The following is a 16,183-nucleotide window of genomic DNA, read 5'->3' as shown; positions in this document are numbered from 1 at the left end:
GGTGAGAATTCCGTGCGGGGGCGGCTTCGAGGCGCCCGGATGAGAGGGCCCAGGATAGCGGAAATATACTGGGGGGAGTATATTGGCCGCTCACGTTTTCGTTGGACGGCGGTACTCCATGGCGGATTTCTCGTCTCTCCTGCAGCAAGGCAATGCCTGGCTGTTCATCCCCAGCGCGATCTTCCTGGGTGCGCTCCACGGCCTGGAGCCGGGACATTCCAAGACCATGATGGCCGCGTTCATCGCGGCGATCCGCGGCTCGGTCGGCCAGGCCGTCCTGCTCGGCCTCACGGCCACGCTGTCGCACACACTCATCGTCTGGGGCATCGGGCTGGGCGGCATGTATCTGTGGCGCGGGGTCGACGCCGAAGGCCTCGAACCCTACTTCCAGGCCGTATCGGGGGCGATCATCATCGCGGTGGCGCTCTGGATGGCGTGGCGCACCTGGCGCGACCAGCACCCGCACGTGCTCGACCCGCATTCGCGCGGTCACCACCACCACGACCACCACGACCATCACGGCCACTCGCACGGTCACTCGCATGACGATCATGGCCGCACCCACGCACACGCCCACGCACACGCATACGCCCACGCACACGCCCATGGTCATGCGCAGGCCCATGCCCACGATCACGCCTTCCCGCCCTCGGCAACGCAGGGCGCGCGAGGCCACAAGGCCGACACGCTTCCGGCCTTCGCGGCCGCCGACGCGGACGACGCGCATGCGCGTGCCCATGCCGCCGACATCCGCCGCCGCTTCGCCAACCGCAAGGTCACCAACGGGCAGATCGCGCTGTTCGGGCTCACCGGCGGCCTGATCCCGTGCCCGGCCGCCATCACGGTGCTGTTGTTGTGCCTGCAACTGAAGGCGTTCGCATTGGGGGCGGCGCTGGTGCTGAGCTTCTCGGTCGGGCTGGCGCTCACGCTGGTGGCGGTGGGCGTGGTGGCGGCGCTCAGCGTGCGGCACGTGTCCCGCCGCGGCGGGTGGCTCTCTGCCGTCGCCGCCCGCGCGCCTTACCTGTCGAGCCTGCTGATCGTTGCGGTCGGCATCTATGTGCTCGTGCACGGGCTGATGGGGATATCCGCCGCGCGTTGAGCGTGCGTGCGCTGGCGGTCGGCCGGTATCATGCGCTCAGGCGCGCAGGCAAGGCGGCGGCGCATGACGGGGGAAGGGCATGTGGGAACGGGTGCGCGCGTGGGCGCGCGGGCTGAAGCGGGAAGTGCTGGTGCTGTGGCTGGCTGCGCGCGATCCGCGCACGCCCTGGTATGCCAAGGCGCTCGCCCTGCTGGTCGCGGGCTACGCGCTCTCGCCCATCGACCTCATCCCTGATTTCATTCCGGTCCTGGGCTATCTCGACGACGTGATCCTGGTGCCGCTCGGCATCTGGCTGACGCTGCGGCTGCTGCCCGCGGCGCTGGTGCGCGAACTGAGGGCGGTCGCGGCCGAACGGGCGCAGCGGCCCGTCAGCCGGGTGGCCGCGGTTGTGATCGTGCTGGCGTGGCTGGCCGGCGCCGCGGCGCTGGCGTGGTGGCTGCTCGGCTGAGTCGATGCCGGCCGCGATGCCGCGCATTCATCTAGACATATATATCTGGCAATGATGCGGTCATCATCCTTGGCTAAGGTGTGGCCATGGGTTGCGCGCCGGCGCGCCCGTACGGCGCCGCGCCGCGCGCGCCGTGTCGCCCGGTGGCCCGTGGTGAGCCGCATGCCCAAGATTGCCGAAACCTTCATCAGTCCCGATGCGCGCCTGCGCGAATGCCGGATCGGACGCCGCTGCGAGATCCTGCACGACAGCGCGGTCGAGTACACCGAGCTGGGCGACTACTCCTACATCGGCGAGCGCTGCATGGTGGCGGATGCGCGCATCGGCCGCTTCTGCGCGATCGCGGCGCAGGTGCGCATCGGCGCGCCCAACCATCCGATGGGGCGCGCCTCGCAACACCGCTTTACCTACTGTCCTGAGTACTATTTCGACGAGGCCGAGCGCGATCGCGCGTTCTTCGGCGAGCGCCGCGCCGATCAGGTGCTGATCGGCAATGACGTCTGGATCGGGCATGGCGTGATCGTGCTGCCGGGCGTCACGGTCGGAGACGGCGCCGTGCTGGCGGCCGGCGCGGTCGTCAGCCGCGACGTCGCGCCCTACACGGTGGTGGGCGGCGTGCCCGCGCGGCAGATCCGCGAGCGCTTCGATCGCGCCACCGCGCAGCGCCTCCAGGCCATCGCCTGGTGGGACTGGCCCGATGCCTTGTTGCGAGAGCGCCTGCCCGACTTCCAGGACGGCGACGTGCAGGCCTTCTGCGACCGCTGGAGCGCCGCGACCCGCGCCTGATTGGGCGCACGGCGATTGGCGCACGGCGATTGGCGCATGGCCAGTGGCGCACGGCAAGCCGCGCCCGGCGAACGACCCGCAACCGCGCGCCGCCGCTCGCTCGCCGTCAGTGCCCGCCCGGCGCGGGCGCGGCCGGGTCCAGGCGCCCGTATTTCTCCACCATCGTGGCGCTGGCGCGGTTCAGCCCGATCACCGCCACCGCGATGCCGTTGCGGCGGAACTTGTGCACGATGCGGTCGAGCGCCTCCACTGCCGTGATGTCCCAGAAGTGGGCATGCGACAGGTCGAGCTCCACGCGTGCCACGCTCTCCTTGAAATCGAACTCGCTCAGCAGCGCCTCCGACGAGGCGAAAAACACCTGGCCGCGCACGCGGTAGCGGCGCAGGGCGCCATCGTCTTGCAGCGCCGAGTCCACCTGCAGCACGCGCTGCACCTTGCCCGCGAAGAACACCGCGCTCAGCACCACGCCGGCCAGCACGCCCCACGCGAGGTTGTGCGTGAACACCACCACCGCCACCGTCGTGAGCATCACGAGCGAGGAGCTGCGCGGATGCGTGACCAACTGGCGCACGGAGCGCCAGTTGAACGTGCTGATCGAGACCATGATCATCACCGCCACCAGCGCGGCCATCGGGATCTGCTTGACCCACGGCCCGAGAAACACCACGAACACGATTAGCAGGACGCCCGCCACCATGCTCGAGAGGCGCCCGCGGCCGCCCGATTTCACGTTGATCACGGATTGCCCGATCATCGCGCAGCCGGGCATGCCGCCGAGGAAGCCGGCCACCATGTTCGCCAGGCCCTGGCCACGGCACTCGCGATTCTTGTCGCTGGAGGTGTCGGTGAAGTCGTCGATGATCGACGCCGTCATCAGCGATTCCAGCAAGCCGACCACGGCGATGGCGACGGAATAGGGCAGGATGATGCGCAGGGTCTCCCACGACAACGGCACCTGCGGCAGGGCAAGGGTCGGCAGGCTGTCCGGGAAGGTGCCCATGTCGCCCACGGTGCGCACCGACAGGCCCAGCGCCATCGAGATCGCCGTCAGCACCACGATGCACACCAGCGGCGACGGAATGGCGCGTGTCAGGCGCGGAAACAGATAGATGATCGCCAGGCCGCCCGCCACCATCGCGTACACCGCCGGCGGCGCGCCGATCAGCTCGGGCAGCTGCGCCATGAAGATCAGGATGGCGAGCGCATTGATGAAGCCGGTGATCACCGAGCGCGACACGAAGCGCATCAGGCTGCCCAGCCGCAACAGGCCCGCGCCGATCTGCAGCAGGCCGGCCAGCACGGCCGCGGCGAACACATAGGCCACGCCGTGGTCCTTCACCAGCGTGGTGATCAGCAGCGCCACGGCGCCGGTGGCGGCCGAGATCATGCCGGGCCGGCCGCCCGCGATCGCGGTGACCACCGCGATGCTGAAGGCGGCGTACAGGCCGACCTGCGGGTCGACCCCGGCGATGATGGAGAAGGCGAGCGCTTCCGGGATCAGGGCGAGCGCGACGACCAGCCCGGCGAGGATGTCGCCGCGCGGGTTGGAGAACCATTGCTGGCGCAAGGAGGTGTGCATCATGGAATGAATGGCGCGGCGAGGGCCGCGTCGGCATGGTGAGGCGCGGGCGCGCGCGTTGCGGGCCACCGGCGGGCGCCGGCGTCGAGCGTGAATGGCGTGTTTCCCGGGCTGTCGCGGGCATGCGCCGCGACGGCCGCGCGCGGGCCGACCTCGTGTGAACGGAGTCTCGATGGGATCGAGGCGAGTGAGGTCGGGGGCGCGCTTACATGGGTGGAAGAGGGTGGGTCTGACGAAGCGGGGCGATTGTACGCGAGCCGCATGACACGCCGCTGTCGGTCTCCCGCGGTGCGTGCTAATATACGTTTCGTTATAAAACGTATATTGCATCATGGGTATCGTCAAAGTTTCCGAAGAAATGCATACGGCGCTGCGCGACGCGAGCGACGCACTGTCGCGCTCGGTCAACGGCCAGGCCGAGCACTGGCTGCGCGTCGGCATGCTGGCCGAGCTCAATCCCGACCTCACCTATGGCGAGATCTGCAAGCTGCTGCTCAAGGGCCGCCAGCCGCAGGACGCCATCATGAGGGATTCCGTCCAGCCCGCGCTCGCCAAGGTGTCGTGATGGCGCCCAAGCGTATCCCCCTCCTCACGGCCGCTGAGGCGGCGCAGGCGCGCATCGCCGGTGCGCTCGCCGCCGACGTGCTCGCCATGATTGCCGAGCACGTCAAGCCCGGCGTCACCACCGACGAGCTCGACCGCCTCTGCAACGAATACATCGTGCAGCACCAGAAGGCCGTTCCCGCCAACGTGGGCTATCACGGCTTTCCCAAGACGGTGTGCGCGTCGGTCAATCACGTGGTGTGCCACGGCATCCCTTCCGGCAAGCCGCTGGCGCAGGGCGACATCCTCAACATCGACGTGGCCGTCATCAAGGACGGCTGGTATGGCGACTGCAGCCGCATGTATTTCGTGGGCGAGCCCAGCGCGCAGGCGCGCAGGCTGGTGCGCACGACCTACGACGCCATGTGCGCCGGCATCCGCGCGGTCAAGCCGGGCGCCACGCTGGGCGACGTCGGCAGCGCGATCCAGAGCGTCGCCGAAAACGCCGGCTATAGCGTGGTGCGCGAATACTGCGGCCACGGCATCGGCCAGATCTATCATGGCGAGCCGCAGGTGCTGCATTACGGTCGTCCCGGCGCGGGCCTGCGGCTCGAGGCCGGCATGCTGTTCACGATCGAGCCCATGATCAACGCCGGCCGCCGCGACACGCGCCAGCTGGCGGATGGCTGGACCGTCATCACCAAGGACCACTCCCTGTCGGCCCAGTGGGAGCACATGGTGCTCGTCACGCCCGAGGGCTACGAGGTCCTGACCGGCTGGCCCGACGGCTTCGGCGACTACAAGCCCGTCTGAGGGCGGCAGGCGCGGCGGGGGCGCCGGCTCGGGTTGCGGCCGCAATCGTCGCGGCCGCAACCGTTGCATCCGGGGCGGCCGGGCGCGCCGCGCCCATCGGCCTCGCGTATGCTGTCACCCATGACACTCCCCGCGTTTCGCCCACGGCCCGTGATCGCCATCATCGCGATGGTGGCGCTCTATGTGTCCGTGCTGCGCGCCGCCGGGCTCGGCTGGGGCTGGGTCGCGGCGCTGCTGGTCGTGGCCGCGCTGTTCACGGCCCTGGTGCAATGGGCCTACCGCGGCATGTACGACGACCCCTGGGACGATGACGATCCCGCCGCGCCGCCCGCCGCCGACGCCGATGCGCACACGGGCCGACGCTGATGCCGGCCGGCGCGGAACCCTCGCGGCCCTCGCCCCTCCAACCCTGATGGAAGAGATCACACTCGCGGGTCCGTTGCGTCGCGCCGTCCTGCGCCTGGGCGTCTGGGCGCTGATCGTCGCGGGCGCCGTGTGGGCCTGGCCGCGGCTGCCCGACGGCGTGCGTGCGCCCTGGCACATGGCGCGGCTTGCCTGGCAGGACGCGCCCACCTCGGTCGCCGTGCCGGTGCAGGGCGTGGCCGCGGCGCGGCTCGCGGACACGTGGGGCGCGGCGCGCAGCAACGGGCGCCGGCACGAGGGCATCGATATCTTTGCGCGGCGCGGCACCCCCGTGCTGGCCGCCACCGAAGGCGTGGTCACGCGCATCGGCACCAACAATCTCGGCGGGCAGGTGGTCTGGGTGATGGGGCCGGGCCGCCAGATGCACTACTACGCCCACCTCGACGGCTATGCCGACATCGCGCGCGGGCAGCTCGTGCAGCCCGGCGACGTGCTCGGTTTCGTCGGCAACACCGGCAATGCGCGCACCACGCCGCCGCATCTGCACTACGGCATCTACGGCGCCGGCGGCGCCCTCAATCCCTACCCGCTGCTCAAGGCGGGCCCGCGCTGAGGCGCGGCGCGCTCAGTCCTTGCGCGCGTCCTCGGTCGCCTGCGCCAGTTCGGCCTTGCCGCGTTCGCGCAGGCCGGTGACGGTGCCGGCGCGGTCGCGCGCATCCTTGTGCTGGCCCAGCTTGGACTTGCCCTCGATCCGGTCGATCTCGATCTCGATGCCCACGATGGCCTGCAGCATCTGGTCGATGAAATCGGCCGGGGCATCGGTCATCTTCCAGGGCCGCGGCTGGTCCGCCTCGTGGGTGCGCGTCAGGCGCGCCACCAGGCCGCGCACGAAACGCTCGTCGTCCACGATGCGCAGGCGGCCATGCACGTGCACGACCTGGTAGTTCCAGGTCGGCACCTGGCGGTGATGCTCATGCTTGCTCGGATACCAGTTGGGCGAGATGTAGCCCTCCTGGGCGCTGAACACCACCATCACCGCGTTGCCGTCGCGCTGCGTCTGCCAGACCGTGTTGGCGCGCGCCACGTGGGCGCGCAGCACGCCGTGGCCAGCGGCCGCCGGGTCGAACTCGAAGGGCAGGTGATTGGCGTCCAGGCCATCGGCGTCGTGGGTGACCAGCATGCCGAGCGGATGCCCGGTGATGATGCGGAGCAGTTCGTCGCTGCGTTGTTCGGCGAAGTGGGCGGGCAGATACATGGTGCGGGGCGGGTGACGGCTGAGAAGCGCTCATTGTGGGCCGATAGTGGTACATTTTTCAGGTCCATTTATAGGCAGTTTCACTGGTCCACTTATGCCGCGTCGCGCCGATCCTCCCGCCTTGCCTCTGCTCGCCCGCCTCGACCGCGAGGCGGGCGGGGTGGGGCGCCAGCTGCTGCGCCTGCTGCGCGATGCCATCACACGCGGCGAGCTGGCGGCGGGCGAACGCCTGCCGTCCACCCGCGCGCTGGCGCTCTCCATCGGGCTGGCGCGCGGCACGGTCACCGAGGTGTACGACCAGCTGGCCGCGGAAGGCTATCTCGACGCGCGGGTCGGCGCGGGCACCCGGGTCGCCGCGGTGATCGAGCTGGGCGCGCAGCAGGCGCCCTCGGCGGCGCAGGGCGGCGGCGCGCCGCCGCTGTCGTTGCGCGCGCAACATTACGCCGCGCTGGCGCACGGCATGGCGCCGCTGCCGCCGGTGCCGTTCGCGGTGGCGGTGCCCGCCGGCGAGGCCGCGCCCGACGACCAATGGCGCAAGCTGGGCAATCGCGTGCGGGCAAGCCGGGCGGCGGCGCCCGCCACCTACGCCGATCCGCAGGGCGTGCCCGCCTTGCGCGAGGCGATCGCCGACTATCTGCGGCGTGCCCGCGCGGTCACCTGCGATCCGGCGCAGATCCTGATCACGGCAGGCACGCAACAGGGCCTGTATCTCGCGGCCAAGGTGCTGGCGCAACCGGGCGATACCGCCTGGGCCGAGGACCCCGCCTACCTGGGCCTGATCGCCGTGCTCGAAGATCGCGGTCTCGCGGTGCGGCGCCTGCCCGTGGATCACGAAGGCATGCGGGTCGAAGACGGCGTGGCGCAATGGCCCCGGGCGCGCGCCGCCTTTGTGTCGCCGTCGCACCAGTTTCCGCTCGGCATGCCGATGAGCATGGCGCGCCGCATGGCGTTGATCGCCTGGGCACGCGAGGCCGGCGCCTATGTGGTCGAAGACGACTACGACAGCGAGCTGCGCTACGCCGGCCATCCCTTTCCGTCGATGCAGGGGCTCGATCCCTCGCGCGTGGTCTACCTGGGCACGCTGAGCAAGGTGATGTTTCCCTCGCTGCGGCTGGGTTATCTGGTGGCCCCGTCGCACCTGGTCGATGCCTTCGTCGGCGCGCGCACGCTGATGGACCGGCACGCGCCCACCACCGAGCAGCACGTGCTGGCGGCCTACATGCGCGAGGGCCTGTTCGAGGCCCATATCCGGCGCATCCGCGGCGTGTACGGCGAGCGCTTGCGCTGGCTGGAAGAGGCGATGGCGCGCCACCTGGCGCCGTGGGGGCGGCTCGAGCCGGGCGACCAGGGCATGCACCGGGTGCTGTGGCTGGCACCCGGCATCGACGACGTGGCGGTGGTGCGGCTCGCGGCCGAGCGCGGCCTGGCCTTGCGGGCGCTGTCGCCGATGTATGGCGGGCCGGTGCGCGAAAGCGGCCTGATGATGGGGTTTGGCGCCTATACGCGGGCGCAGATCGAGACCGCGGCCGCCGAGCTGGGCCGGGTCTGCGCGGCGGTCGCGGCGCGGGCGGCCTGAGCCGGCATCGCGCCCGCGGCCGGCCGTCTTCAGGCCTCGCCGGACGACTGCTGCGTGAAGGCGCGCACCATGCGCGCGATGTGATCGAACTCCTCGCGCGCGGCGTTGGCCCACTCCGGAATCTCGAAGGGCCCGTCGGGCGGGGTGTCGTCGACATGGGTGCGCAGGTCTTCGATCAGTTCCAGCGCCATGGTGGTGGCCTGTTCGTGGCCGCGGGTCGCCAGGGCGATGGCCACGGCAAGGGTCTGGCGCAGGGCCAGCAGGCGGCCGTCGAGTTCGTCGTTCATGGGGGCGATTCCGGGCAAAAACCACATTCTACGTGGCGGCCCGGCACAGCCGCGCGGGCATTGCGCCAGATCAATACCGGCCCGTCGGTCGCCACCCATAATGCTTGCCATGGCGACCCCGATCCCGATCACGATGCATACCCCCACGCCCGCGGCCCAGGCCGCCTGTGCGCCCGAGTTCTCCCCCGCGCTGCTGGCGCGCATGGCAAAAAACGGCCCGCGCTACACCTCCTATCCCACGGCCGACCGCTACAGCCCGACGTTTGGCGAGCGCCACTACCGCGTCGCGCTGGAGGCCCGCGCCCGGCGCGCTGGCGAGCCGTTGTCGCTCTACATCCACATCCCGTTCTGCGAATCGGTGTGCTACTACTGCGCCTGCAACAAGATCGTGACGCGCCACCACGATCGCGCCACGCGTTATCTCGCGGCGCTGGAGCGCGAGATCGCGCTGCATACCGAGGTGCTGGGCGAGGGCGAGCCCGTGTCGCAACTGCATTTCGGCGGCGGCACGCCCACCTTTCTGTCGGATGAGGAGCTCGAGCGCCTGATGGCCGTGCTGCGCACGCGCTTCGCCTTCCAGCCCGACGCCGAGATATCGATCGAGGTCGATCCCCGCACCGTGGGCCGCGAGCGGCTCGCCCACCTTGCCCGCCTGGGCTTCAATCGCCTGAGCCTGGGCGTGCAGGATTTCGACGCCGCCGTGCAGCACGCGATCCATCGGGTGCAGCCCTATGCGCAGGTCGAGGCCTTGATGCACGATGCCCGCGCGCAGGGCTTTGCCTCGATCAACATGGACCTGATCTACGGCCTGCCCAGGCAGACTGCCGCGTCCTTTGCCCGCACGATCGAGCAGGTCGGCGTCCTGCGCCCGGATCGCGTGGCGCTGTACGCCTATGCCCACCTGCCGGAGCGTTTCAAGCCGCAGCGCCGCATCCTCGATGCCGACCTGCCCGACGCGGCGGCCAAGGTGGCGCTGCTGGGCAGCGCCATCGCGGGCTTCCTGGCGCTCGGCTATGTCTATATCGGCATGGATCACTTCGCACTGCCCGGCGACAGCCTGGCGCAGGCGCGCGCCGCCGGCCAGTTGCAGCGCAACTTCCAGGGCTACAGCACGCAGCCCGATTGCGACCTGGTCGCGCTCGGCGTGTCGTCGATCGGCCGCATCGGCGATGTCTACGCACAAAACGCCAAGACCCTCGAGGATTACTACGCGCGCATCGAGTCGGGGCGCTTCGCCACCGAACGCGGCCTGCAGTGCACCGCCGACGATCTGGTGCGGCGCGACATCATCATGGCCATCATGTGCCGCGGCGAGGTGGATCTCGCCGCTTTCGTGTCGCATTGCGGCGGCACGTGTGGCAGCGCCTGTCGCAAGACCGACGCCGCGCGGGTGGCCGAGCAGTATGCCCCCGAATGGGCACGCCTCGAGGAGTTGCAGGAGATGGGGCTGTGCACGTTGGCCGGCTCGCGGCTCCGCGTGACGCCGACCGGCTGGTACTTCGTGCGCGCCATCGCGATGGTGTTCGACCGGCGCCTGCGCGACGATGCGGTCGCCGGCCGTTACTCCCGCATCGCCTGAGCGCCGGCGCCCGCCTCAATAGACGTCGCGCTGGAACTTCTCCTTCAGGTAGAGCGCCAGCGCGAGGTCGTCCGGCAGGCCGAGCTTCTTCATCGCGCGGCGCTTGTGCGTGCTCACGGTCTTCTTGCTGCGCGACAGCCGCTTGGCCACCTGCGTGACCGACTGCGACTGCGAGATCTGGCGCAGGATCTCCAGCTCGGCGCGGGTGAGCCGGTCTTCGGGATGCACCGGATTGGCCGCCAGCGAGCGGCCGTTTTTCCAGCCCACGAAGGTGTGTTTGTCGGCCGAGGTGCGGCGGATCAGCTCCGGCAGGAATTCCACGGGGGCCAGCTTGGGCAGATAGGCGTTGGCGCCGGCCTGGAACGCGGCGAACTCGGTTTCGTCCTGGCGGCCGGCCGAGCACACGATCACGGCCATGCCCGGGTAGAGGCGCTTGAGGCGCCGGATCAGGTTGGGCCCGTCGCTCTGCTGGCCGGGCAGGTAGAAGTCGACCACGGCCACGTCGCAGGGGTGCTGGCGCAGGAAGTTGTTGAGCTGGTCGGCGCGCGTCTCGGCCCAGCGCACGTCCAGGTCGGTGAGGGTGCGCAGGTAGGAGGCCAGCCCCAGCACGGTGGCGGGGTGGTCGTCGAGGATGACCACCCGGATCTTCGGGCGCGGGCTCAACGTGTGGCGGCGCACGGAGTAGGGGGCGTTGCCGATATTGGGGTCTGAAAAGACGTCTGGAACGGTGGTCACGGACATGGCGATTCCCGGTAACGTTGCTGCTTTCAGGCAATTCGGGGCCTGAAGGTCCCAGACCGGTACGTTACCGGGGCGCCCCGGCTTCTGGGGCTTGGTCCGGGCATTTGCAGAAACGTCCTACGACCTTGTAGGAAATGTCTTTCAGGCTCGGCGGCGGCCGGCCGGGTTATCCCGGATTCGCGCGCAAAGAGTGCTACAATTGGTGTTCTATCGGGTAATCCGGTCAGGAATGGTGCCGTCGCAGGCGCCACGAGTCCTCTCCGGTGTTTCCATCGGCGCCCCTGGCGCGGGTGTCCGCCCCGAGTTTTTCCCGTTTTCCGGCCGGCGCGCCTTGCGCGGCGGCCTCACAGGTAGATCCAGGCACACGCCATGTTTGTCCTTCCGACACGAACTACGACCGGAAACCTTCGCCCCAAGTCGCGTCAGTGATTCGAGCGTAGGGTTTTGGTGTCGGACAGACAACAGACTCTTCATGCAAGCAGGTGAGAACGCGGCTCCAAGAGGCCGCGTTCGTCGTTTTCAACCCAGGAAAATCTTCGATGGTACAAATCACATTGCCGGATGGCTCGCAACGCCAATACCCGGGGCCGGTCACGGTCGCCGAGGTCGCGCAGTCCATCGGCACCGGCCTGGCCAAGGCAGCGCTTGGCGGGCGGGTGGCGTTCGAGGGCGTCGAGCCCAAGCTGGTCGATACGAGTTTCTCGATCACCACCGACGCCAATCTGGCCATCGTTACCGCGAAGGACGCCGACGGCCTGGATCTGATCCGCCACTCGACCGCCCACTTGCTGGCCTATGCCGTCAAGGAGCTGTTCCCCGACGCCCAGGTCACCATCGGCCCCGTGATCGACAACGGCTTCTACTACGACTTCTCGTACAAGCGCCCGTTCACGCCCGAAGACCTCGAAGCCATCGAAAAGAAGATGGCCGAGCTCGCGCGCAAGGACGAGAAGGTCACCCGCGAAGAATGGACGCGCGACGACGCCGTCAAGTTCTTCAAGGGCATCGGCGAAGACTACAAGGCCGAGATCATTGCCTCGATCCCGTCCAACGAAACGCTGAGCCTGTATCGCGAAGGCGACTTCATCGACCTGTGCCGCGGCCCCCACGTGCCGTCCACGGGCAAGCTGAAGGTCTTCAAGCTGATGAAGGTGGCCGGCGCCTACTGGCGCGGCGACAGCAACAACGAGATGCTGCAGCGGATCTACGGCACGGCCTGGGCCACCAAGGACGAGCAGGACGCCTATCTGCACATGCTCGAAGAGGCCGAGCGCCGCGACCACCGCAAGCTCGGGCGCGACCTCGACCTGTTCCATTTCCAGGATGAGGGCCCCGGCCTGATCTTCTGGCACCCCAAGGGCTGGACGCTGTGGCAGCAGGTCGAGCAGTACATGCGCTCGGTCTACATCGACAACGGCTACCAGGAAGTGAAGGCGCCGCAGATCCTCGACCTGTCGCTCTGGAAGAAGACGGGCCACTGGGACAACTATCGTGAAAACATGTTCACGACGGAATCCGAGAACCGCGTCTACGGTCTCAAGCCGATGAACTGCCCGGGCCACGTGCAGATCTTCAATTCGGGCCTGCACTCCTATCGCGAGCTGCCGCTGCGCTACGGCGAATTCGGCCAATGCCACCGCAACGAACCCTCGGGCTCGCTGCACGGCATGATGCGCGTGCGCGGCTTCACGCAGGACGACGGCCACATCTTCTGTACCGAAGACCAGCTCCAGGACGAGTGCGCCGACTTCACGGCGCTGCTGCAGAAGGTCTATCGCGACTTCGGCTTCACCGAAGTGCTGTACAAGGTGGCCACGCGCCCCGAAAAGCGCATCGGCAGCGACGAGATCTGGGACAAGGCCGAAGAGGCCCTGATGGAGAGCCTGCGCCGCACCGGCTGCGAGTTCGAGATCTCCCCGGGCGACGGCGCTTTCTATGGCCCGAAGGTCGAGTACACGCTGAAAGACGCCATCGGCCGTCACTGGCAGTGCGGCACGATCCAGGTCGATTTCTCCATGCCCGTGCGCCTCGGCGCCGAGTATGTCGACCAGAACGACCAGCGCCGCGCGCCCGTGATGCTGCACCGTGCGATCCTCGGTTCGCTCGAGCGTTTCATCGGTATGCTGATCGAAAACCACGCCGGTGCGATGCCCCCGTGGCTCGCGCCCGTGCAGGTCGCGGTGTGCTGCATTTCCGAGCATTCCGCCGACTATGCGGCACAAATAACACAAAGCCTGAAAAAACAAGGCTTTAGGGCTCAAGCCGATTTGCGCGGTGAAAAAATCACTCGTAAAATCAGGGAGCATAGCCTGCAAAAGATTCCGTACATCCTCGTCGTGGGCGACAAGGAGAAGCAAAACGGAACGGTTGCGGTACGAGGCCTGGGCGGCCTGGACCTCGGCGCCATCGCCTACGACGACTTCGTCAGCCGACTGACCGAAGACGTCGCTACCCGGCGCGCCGTCGTCCAGCCTGAAACCAGCGCTGCTTAATCAACTACTAGGAGTCTTCAACATCGCTACTGAAAAACCCAATCGCATCAACGGTGAAATCCGCGTCCCTGAGGTGCGCCTGATAGGTCTGGACGGGGAACAGCTCGGCATCGTCAAGATCGCCGATGCCTTCCGTCTTTCCGAACAAGCTGACGTGGACTTGGTCGAGATCGCGCCGAACGCCGAACCGCCAGTCTGCCGTTTGATGGATTACGGTAAGTTCAAGTACCAGGAACAAAAACGCCAGGCCGAAGCGCGCTCGAAGCAGAAGGTCATCCAGGTCAAGGAAGTCAAATTCCGTCCTGCGACCGACGAGGGCGACTACCAGGTCAAGCTGCGCAACCTGCGCCGCTTCCTCGAAGAGGGCGACAAGGCCAAGGTCACGCTGCGATTCCGCGGCCGTGAAATGGCTCACCAGGAACTGGGTATGCGAGTGCTGGAGCGGGTTCGCGACGATCTGATCGAATTGGCTCAGGTCGAAGCGATGCCCAAGCTGGAAGGCCGTCAGATGGTCATGGTGCTGGCGCCGAAGAAGAAGGCGGCGCCCGCAGGCAAGGCCGACGCAGCCAACTGATCCCCGGACCGGCCCGGGCGCCTCGCGGCGTCCGGGCCGGTTTGCGTCTGGCATCTGCCTCCTCGCACGGCCCGCCGGCTCACGCCGGTTGGGCCGTCGTGCGCTGTGGGCCGGCGTCCGGTGGATGTGCACGGCGTGGCCGTGCGATGGCGCGGCGACCGCTGCCGCGCTACGATGAATCGAATGCCCGTGGGCGACTGAGACCCGGCGGGCCGTACCAGGTGTCGCGATGCACGTATTGTTTGTGATCGATCCCTTGCCGCTGCTCAAGGCGTACAAGGATAGTTCCGTAGCCATGATGCAGGCGCTCGTCGCGCGCGGTCATACGCTGAGCGTGGCCCTGCAGGGCGATCTCTTCATCGACGAGGGTGTCGTGCGCGCGCGCGCCACGCCCATCGAACTCGTGGCCGGCGCCGACCTGCACGAACACGCCTGGTGGCGCGACACGGCCGACGCGGCCGACGTGCCGCTCAAGTCGTTCGGCGCGGTCGTGATGCGCAAGGATCCGCCCTTCGACATGGAATACGTGTATTCCACCCACCTGCTCGAATACGCGCAGGCCCAGGGCGCCAAGGTCTTCAACGGCGGCGCGGCGATCCGCAACCATCCCGAGAAGCTCGCCATCACCGAGCTGGCCGAGTTCACCGCGCCCACGCTGGTCACGCGCGACATGGCGCGCATCAAGGCCTTCCATGCACGCCACCACGACGTGATCGTCAAGCCGCTCGACGGCATGGGCGGCACGGGCATCTTCCGCCTGCAGGCCAACGATCCCAACACCAACGCCATCCTGGAAACGCTCACCGACAACGGCGCGCGCACCATCATGGCGCAGCGCTACATCCCCGAGATCGTCAAGGGCGACAAGCGCGTGCTGATCATCGGCGGCGAGCCGGTGCCGTTCTCGCTGGCGCGCATCCCGCTGGCCGGCGAAACGCGCGGCAACCTCGCCGCGGGCGGCCGCGGCGTGGCCCAGCCGCTGTCCGAGCGCGACCTGGAGCTTGCACGCGCGGTGGCGGCCAAGACGGCCGGCCGCGGCCTGCTGCTGATCGGCCTCGACGTGATCGGCGACTTCATCACCGAGGTCAACGTCACGAGCCCGACGTGCTTCGTCGAGATCACCGAGCAGACCGGCTTCAATGTCGCCGACATGTTCGCCCAGGCGCTCGAGCGCGCCGCCGGCTGACGGACTGCCATGACTGGAATCGTGATTGTCGTGCACGCCCCGCTGGGCAATGCCATGCGCGAAAGCGTGCGGCATGTGCTGGGCGACGCCACCGACACGCTGGCCGTGCACGACATCGCGCCCAAGGACATGCCCGACGACCAGGTGCCCGAGGTCCTGAAGGACATCCTCGAAGAGGATCGCGGGCAGGGCGTGCTGGTGCTGACCGACCTGATCGGGGCGACCCCGGCCAACATCTCCAAGCGGGCGGTGGCCGAGGCGCAGGCCCTGGGGATCCAGTGCTGCGTGCTGGCCGGTCTCAACACGCCGATGCTGCTGCGGGCCCTGACCTATCGCAACCTCACGCTCGCCGAAACGCGGGAGAAGGCGCTGGCGGGCGGCGTTCAGGGCTGCTTGCGTGTAGACTGACGGGCAGACGTTTGCTCCATCCTGCGCAGGCGCCATCCATCCGGGGGCGCCGGTGCCGATCATAAGAAACGCCGCGGTTCGCTGTGGTCACAAGTACTATGCCTACAAAAGACATCGTCATCAGCAATAAGCTCGGCCTGCATGCCCGGGCTGCGGCCAAGCTCACGCAGCTGGCCAGCAAGTTCAGCAGCGAAATTTTCATTTCCCGCAACGCGCAGCGCGTCAACGCCAAGAGCATCATGGGCGTGATGATGCTGGCCGCGGGCCTGGGGGTCACGGTCAAGATCGATGCGTCGGGCGCCGATGCCGATCAGGCCCTGGCGGAGATTGAATCCTTGTTCGACAGCAAATTCGGTGAGCAGGAATAGGCCAAACCCCTCCGACACGGCTGCCGCGGGACAGCTCCCGGCCGCCGCGTCCGACTCGACCATATCCCCCGACGGGGCTGGCTGCG

18 protein-coding genes are annotated in these 16,183 nt (G+C 68.3%); 14 read left to right on the top strand and 4 right to left on the bottom strand.

What is annotated here, in order from left to right:
- The first annotated feature begins 118 nt into the window (after positions 1-118).
- The 3 genes from CEG14_RS14720 to CEG14_RS14710 all read left to right on the top strand — a co-directional run bounded on the left by CEG14_RS14720 (position 119) and on the right by CEG14_RS14710 (position 2,333).
- On the top strand, positions 119-1,099 hold the full coding sequence (locus CEG14_RS14720; protein WP_094827072.1) for a nickel/cobalt efflux transporter: 981 nt from the start codon (positions 119-121) through the stop codon (positions 1,097-1,099).
- A 79-nt stretch (positions 1,100-1,178) separates the two neighbouring features.
- Positions 1,179-1,547, top strand: coding sequence for a YkvA family protein (locus CEG14_RS14715; protein ID WP_094827071.1), 369 nt, complete (start codon positions 1,179-1,181; stop codon positions 1,545-1,547).
- A gap of 162 nt (positions 1,548-1,709) precedes the next feature.
- A complete protein-coding gene (locus CEG14_RS14710) occupies positions 1,710-2,333 on the top strand; it encodes a DapH/DapD/GlmU-related protein (RefSeq protein ID WP_094827557.1) in 624 nt (207 codons plus the stop codon).
- A 106-nt stretch (positions 2,334-2,439) separates the two neighbouring features.
- On the opposite strand, the gene CEG14_RS14705 is transcribed toward CEG14_RS14710, so the two are convergent.
- Positions 2,440-3,912: a SulP family inorganic anion transporter gene (locus CEG14_RS14705; protein WP_094827556.1), complete on the bottom strand. Its 1,473-nt coding sequence runs from the start codon at positions 3,910-3,912 to the stop codon at positions 2,440-2,442.
- A gap of 331 nt (positions 3,913-4,243) precedes the next feature.
- Here CEG14_RS14705 and CEG14_RS26635 point away from each other — a divergent pair, with 331 nt between their 5' ends.
- The 4 genes from CEG14_RS26635 to CEG14_RS14685 all read left to right on the top strand — a co-directional run bounded on the left by CEG14_RS26635 (position 4,244) and on the right by CEG14_RS14685 (position 6,244).
- Positions 4,244-4,477, top strand: a complete 234-nt coding sequence (locus tag CEG14_RS26635; RefSeq protein WP_094827070.1) for a ParD-like family protein — start codon at positions 4,244-4,246, stop codon at positions 4,475-4,477.
- Positions 4,477-5,268, top strand: a complete 792-nt coding sequence (gene map, locus CEG14_RS14695; protein WP_094827069.1) for a type I methionyl aminopeptidase — start codon at positions 4,477-4,479, stop codon at positions 5,266-5,268. Before CEG14_RS26635 ends, map begins: the two co-directional genes overlap by 1 nt.
- A gap of 120 nt (positions 5,269-5,388) precedes the next feature.
- Positions 5,389-5,634 (top strand): hypothetical protein, encoded by a 246-nt coding sequence (locus tag CEG14_RS14690; RefSeq protein ID WP_143277217.1) that lies wholly within the window; start codon positions 5,389-5,391, stop codon positions 5,632-5,634.
- Positions 5,635-5,680: 46 nt separating this feature from the next.
- The gene (locus CEG14_RS14685) at positions 5,681-6,244 is read left to right on the top strand and encodes a M23 family metallopeptidase (protein WP_176461504.1); all 564 of its coding nucleotides are present in this window, start codon (positions 5,681-5,683) and stop codon (positions 6,242-6,244) included.
- Between the two features lie 12 nt (positions 6,245-6,256).
- On the opposite strand, the gene CEG14_RS14680 is transcribed toward CEG14_RS14685, so the two are convergent.
- Positions 6,257-6,886, bottom strand: coding sequence for an FMN-binding negative transcriptional regulator (locus tag CEG14_RS14680; RefSeq protein WP_094827067.1), 630 nt, complete (start codon positions 6,884-6,886; stop codon positions 6,257-6,259).
- A gap of 94 nt (positions 6,887-6,980) precedes the next feature.
- On the opposite strand from CEG14_RS14680, the gene pdxR reads away from it, so the two are divergent.
- Positions 6,981-8,462, top strand: coding sequence for a MocR-like pyridoxine biosynthesis transcription factor PdxR (gene pdxR, locus CEG14_RS14675; RefSeq protein ID WP_094827066.1), 1,482 nt, complete (start codon positions 6,981-6,983; stop codon positions 8,460-8,462).
- Between the two features lie 29 nt (positions 8,463-8,491).
- Here pdxR and CEG14_RS14670 read toward each other — a convergent pair whose 3' ends face one another.
- Positions 8,492-8,749, bottom strand: coding sequence for a hypothetical protein (locus tag CEG14_RS14670; RefSeq protein WP_094827065.1), 258 nt, complete (start codon positions 8,747-8,749; stop codon positions 8,492-8,494).
- 133 nt (positions 8,750-8,882) lie between these two features.
- On the opposite strand from CEG14_RS14670, the gene hemN reads away from it, so the two are divergent.
- Positions 8,883-10,328 carry an oxygen-independent coproporphyrinogen III oxidase gene (gene hemN, locus CEG14_RS14665; RefSeq protein ID WP_094827554.1) on the top strand — a complete coding sequence of 482 codons (1,446 nt, stop codon included), beginning with the start codon at positions 8,883-8,885 and terminating at the stop codon, positions 10,326-10,328.
- A 15-nt stretch (positions 10,329-10,343) separates the two neighbouring features.
- Here the strand turns inward: hemN and CEG14_RS14660 are convergent, their stop codons facing one another.
- Positions 10,344-11,069, bottom strand: a complete 726-nt coding sequence (locus CEG14_RS14660) for a response regulator transcription factor (RefSeq protein ID WP_094827064.1) — start codon at positions 11,067-11,069, stop codon at positions 10,344-10,346.
- 539 nt (positions 11,070-11,608) lie between these two features.
- On the opposite strand from CEG14_RS14660, the gene thrS reads away from it, so the two are divergent.
- The 5 genes from thrS to CEG14_RS14635 all read left to right on the top strand — a co-directional run bounded on the left by thrS (position 11,609) and on the right by CEG14_RS14635 (position 16,097).
- The gene (gene thrS / locus CEG14_RS14655) at positions 11,609-13,561 is read left to right on the top strand and encodes a threonine--tRNA ligase (protein ID WP_094827063.1); all 1,953 of its coding nucleotides are present in this window, start codon (positions 11,609-11,611) and stop codon (positions 13,559-13,561) included.
- Complete coding sequence (infC, locus tag CEG14_RS14650; protein ID WP_255032356.1) at positions 13,554-14,135, top strand: translation initiation factor IF-3; 582 nt, start codon at positions 13,554-13,556, stop codon at positions 14,133-14,135. Before thrS ends, infC begins: the two co-directional genes overlap by 8 nt.
- Positions 14,136-14,364: 229 nt before the next feature.
- Complete coding sequence (gene gshB, locus CEG14_RS14645; RefSeq protein ID WP_094827061.1) at positions 14,365-15,321, top strand: glutathione synthase; 957 nt, start codon at positions 14,365-14,367, stop codon at positions 15,319-15,321.
- Between the two features lie 9 nt (positions 15,322-15,330).
- Positions 15,331-15,729, top strand: a complete 399-nt coding sequence (locus CEG14_RS14640) for a PTS sugar transporter subunit IIA (protein ID WP_094827060.1) — start codon at positions 15,331-15,333, stop codon at positions 15,727-15,729.
- A 98-nt stretch (positions 15,730-15,827) separates the two neighbouring features.
- Positions 15,828-16,097 (top strand): HPr family phosphocarrier protein, encoded by a 270-nt coding sequence (locus CEG14_RS14635; protein ID WP_094827059.1) that lies wholly within the window; start codon positions 15,828-15,830, stop codon positions 16,095-16,097.
- Positions 16,098-16,183: the final 86 nt, after the last annotated feature.

Source organism: Bordetella genomosp. 1 (assembly GCF_002261335.1).
GTDB lineage: Bacteria > Pseudomonadota > Gammaproteobacteria > Burkholderiales > Burkholderiaceae_B > Bordetella.
The sequence above is the reverse complement of the archived record's forward strand: the minus strand, read 5'-3'. Positions and strand labels throughout refer to the sequence as shown.

Coding starts and splice junctions, on each gene's coding strand:
- CEG14_RS14720 (WP_094827072.1), top strand. CDS start 119: ATGGCGGATTTCTCGTCTCTCCTGCAGCAAGGCAATGCCTGGCTGTTC.
- CEG14_RS14715 (WP_094827071.1), top strand. CDS start 1,179: ATGTGGGAACGGGTGCGCGCGTGGGCGCGCGGGCTGAAGCGGGAAGTG.
- CEG14_RS14710 (WP_094827557.1), top strand. CDS start 1,710: ATGCCCAAGATTGCCGAAACCTTCATCAGTCCCGATGCGCGCCTGCGC.
- CEG14_RS14705 (WP_094827556.1), bottom strand. CDS start 3,912: ATGCACACCTCCTTGCGCCAGCAATGGTTCTCCAACCCGCGCGGCGAC.
- CEG14_RS26635 (WP_094827070.1), top strand. CDS start 4,244: ATGGGTATCGTCAAAGTTTCCGAAGAAATGCATACGGCGCTGCGCGAC.
- map (WP_094827069.1), top strand. CDS start 4,477: ATGGCGCCCAAGCGTATCCCCCTCCTCACGGCCGCTGAGGCGGCGCAG.
- CEG14_RS14690 (WP_143277217.1), top strand. CDS start 5,389: ATGACACTCCCCGCGTTTCGCCCACGGCCCGTGATCGCCATCATCGCG.
- CEG14_RS14685 (WP_176461504.1), top strand. CDS start 5,681: ATGGAAGAGATCACACTCGCGGGTCCGTTGCGTCGCGCCGTCCTGCGC.
- CEG14_RS14680 (WP_094827067.1), bottom strand. CDS start 6,886: ATGTATCTGCCCGCCCACTTCGCCGAACAACGCAGCGACGAACTGCTC.
- pdxR (WP_094827066.1), top strand. CDS start 6,981: ATGCCGCGTCGCGCCGATCCTCCCGCCTTGCCTCTGCTCGCCCGCCTC.
- CEG14_RS14670 (WP_094827065.1), bottom strand. CDS start 8,749: ATGAACGACGAACTCGACGGCCGCCTGCTGGCCCTGCGCCAGACCCTT.
- hemN (WP_094827554.1), top strand. CDS start 8,883: ATGCATACCCCCACGCCCGCGGCCCAGGCCGCCTGTGCGCCCGAGTTC.
- CEG14_RS14660 (WP_094827064.1), bottom strand. CDS start 11,069: ATGTCCGTGACCACCGTTCCAGACGTCTTTTCAGACCCCAATATCGGC.
- thrS (WP_094827063.1), top strand. CDS start 11,609: ATGGTACAAATCACATTGCCGGATGGCTCGCAACGCCAATACCCGGGG.
- gshB (WP_094827061.1), top strand. CDS start 14,365: ATGCACGTATTGTTTGTGATCGATCCCTTGCCGCTGCTCAAGGCGTAC.
- CEG14_RS14640 (WP_094827060.1), top strand. CDS start 15,331: ATGACTGGAATCGTGATTGTCGTGCACGCCCCGCTGGGCAATGCCATG.
- CEG14_RS14635 (WP_094827059.1), top strand. CDS start 15,828: ATGCCTACAAAAGACATCGTCATCAGCAATAAGCTCGGCCTGCATGCC.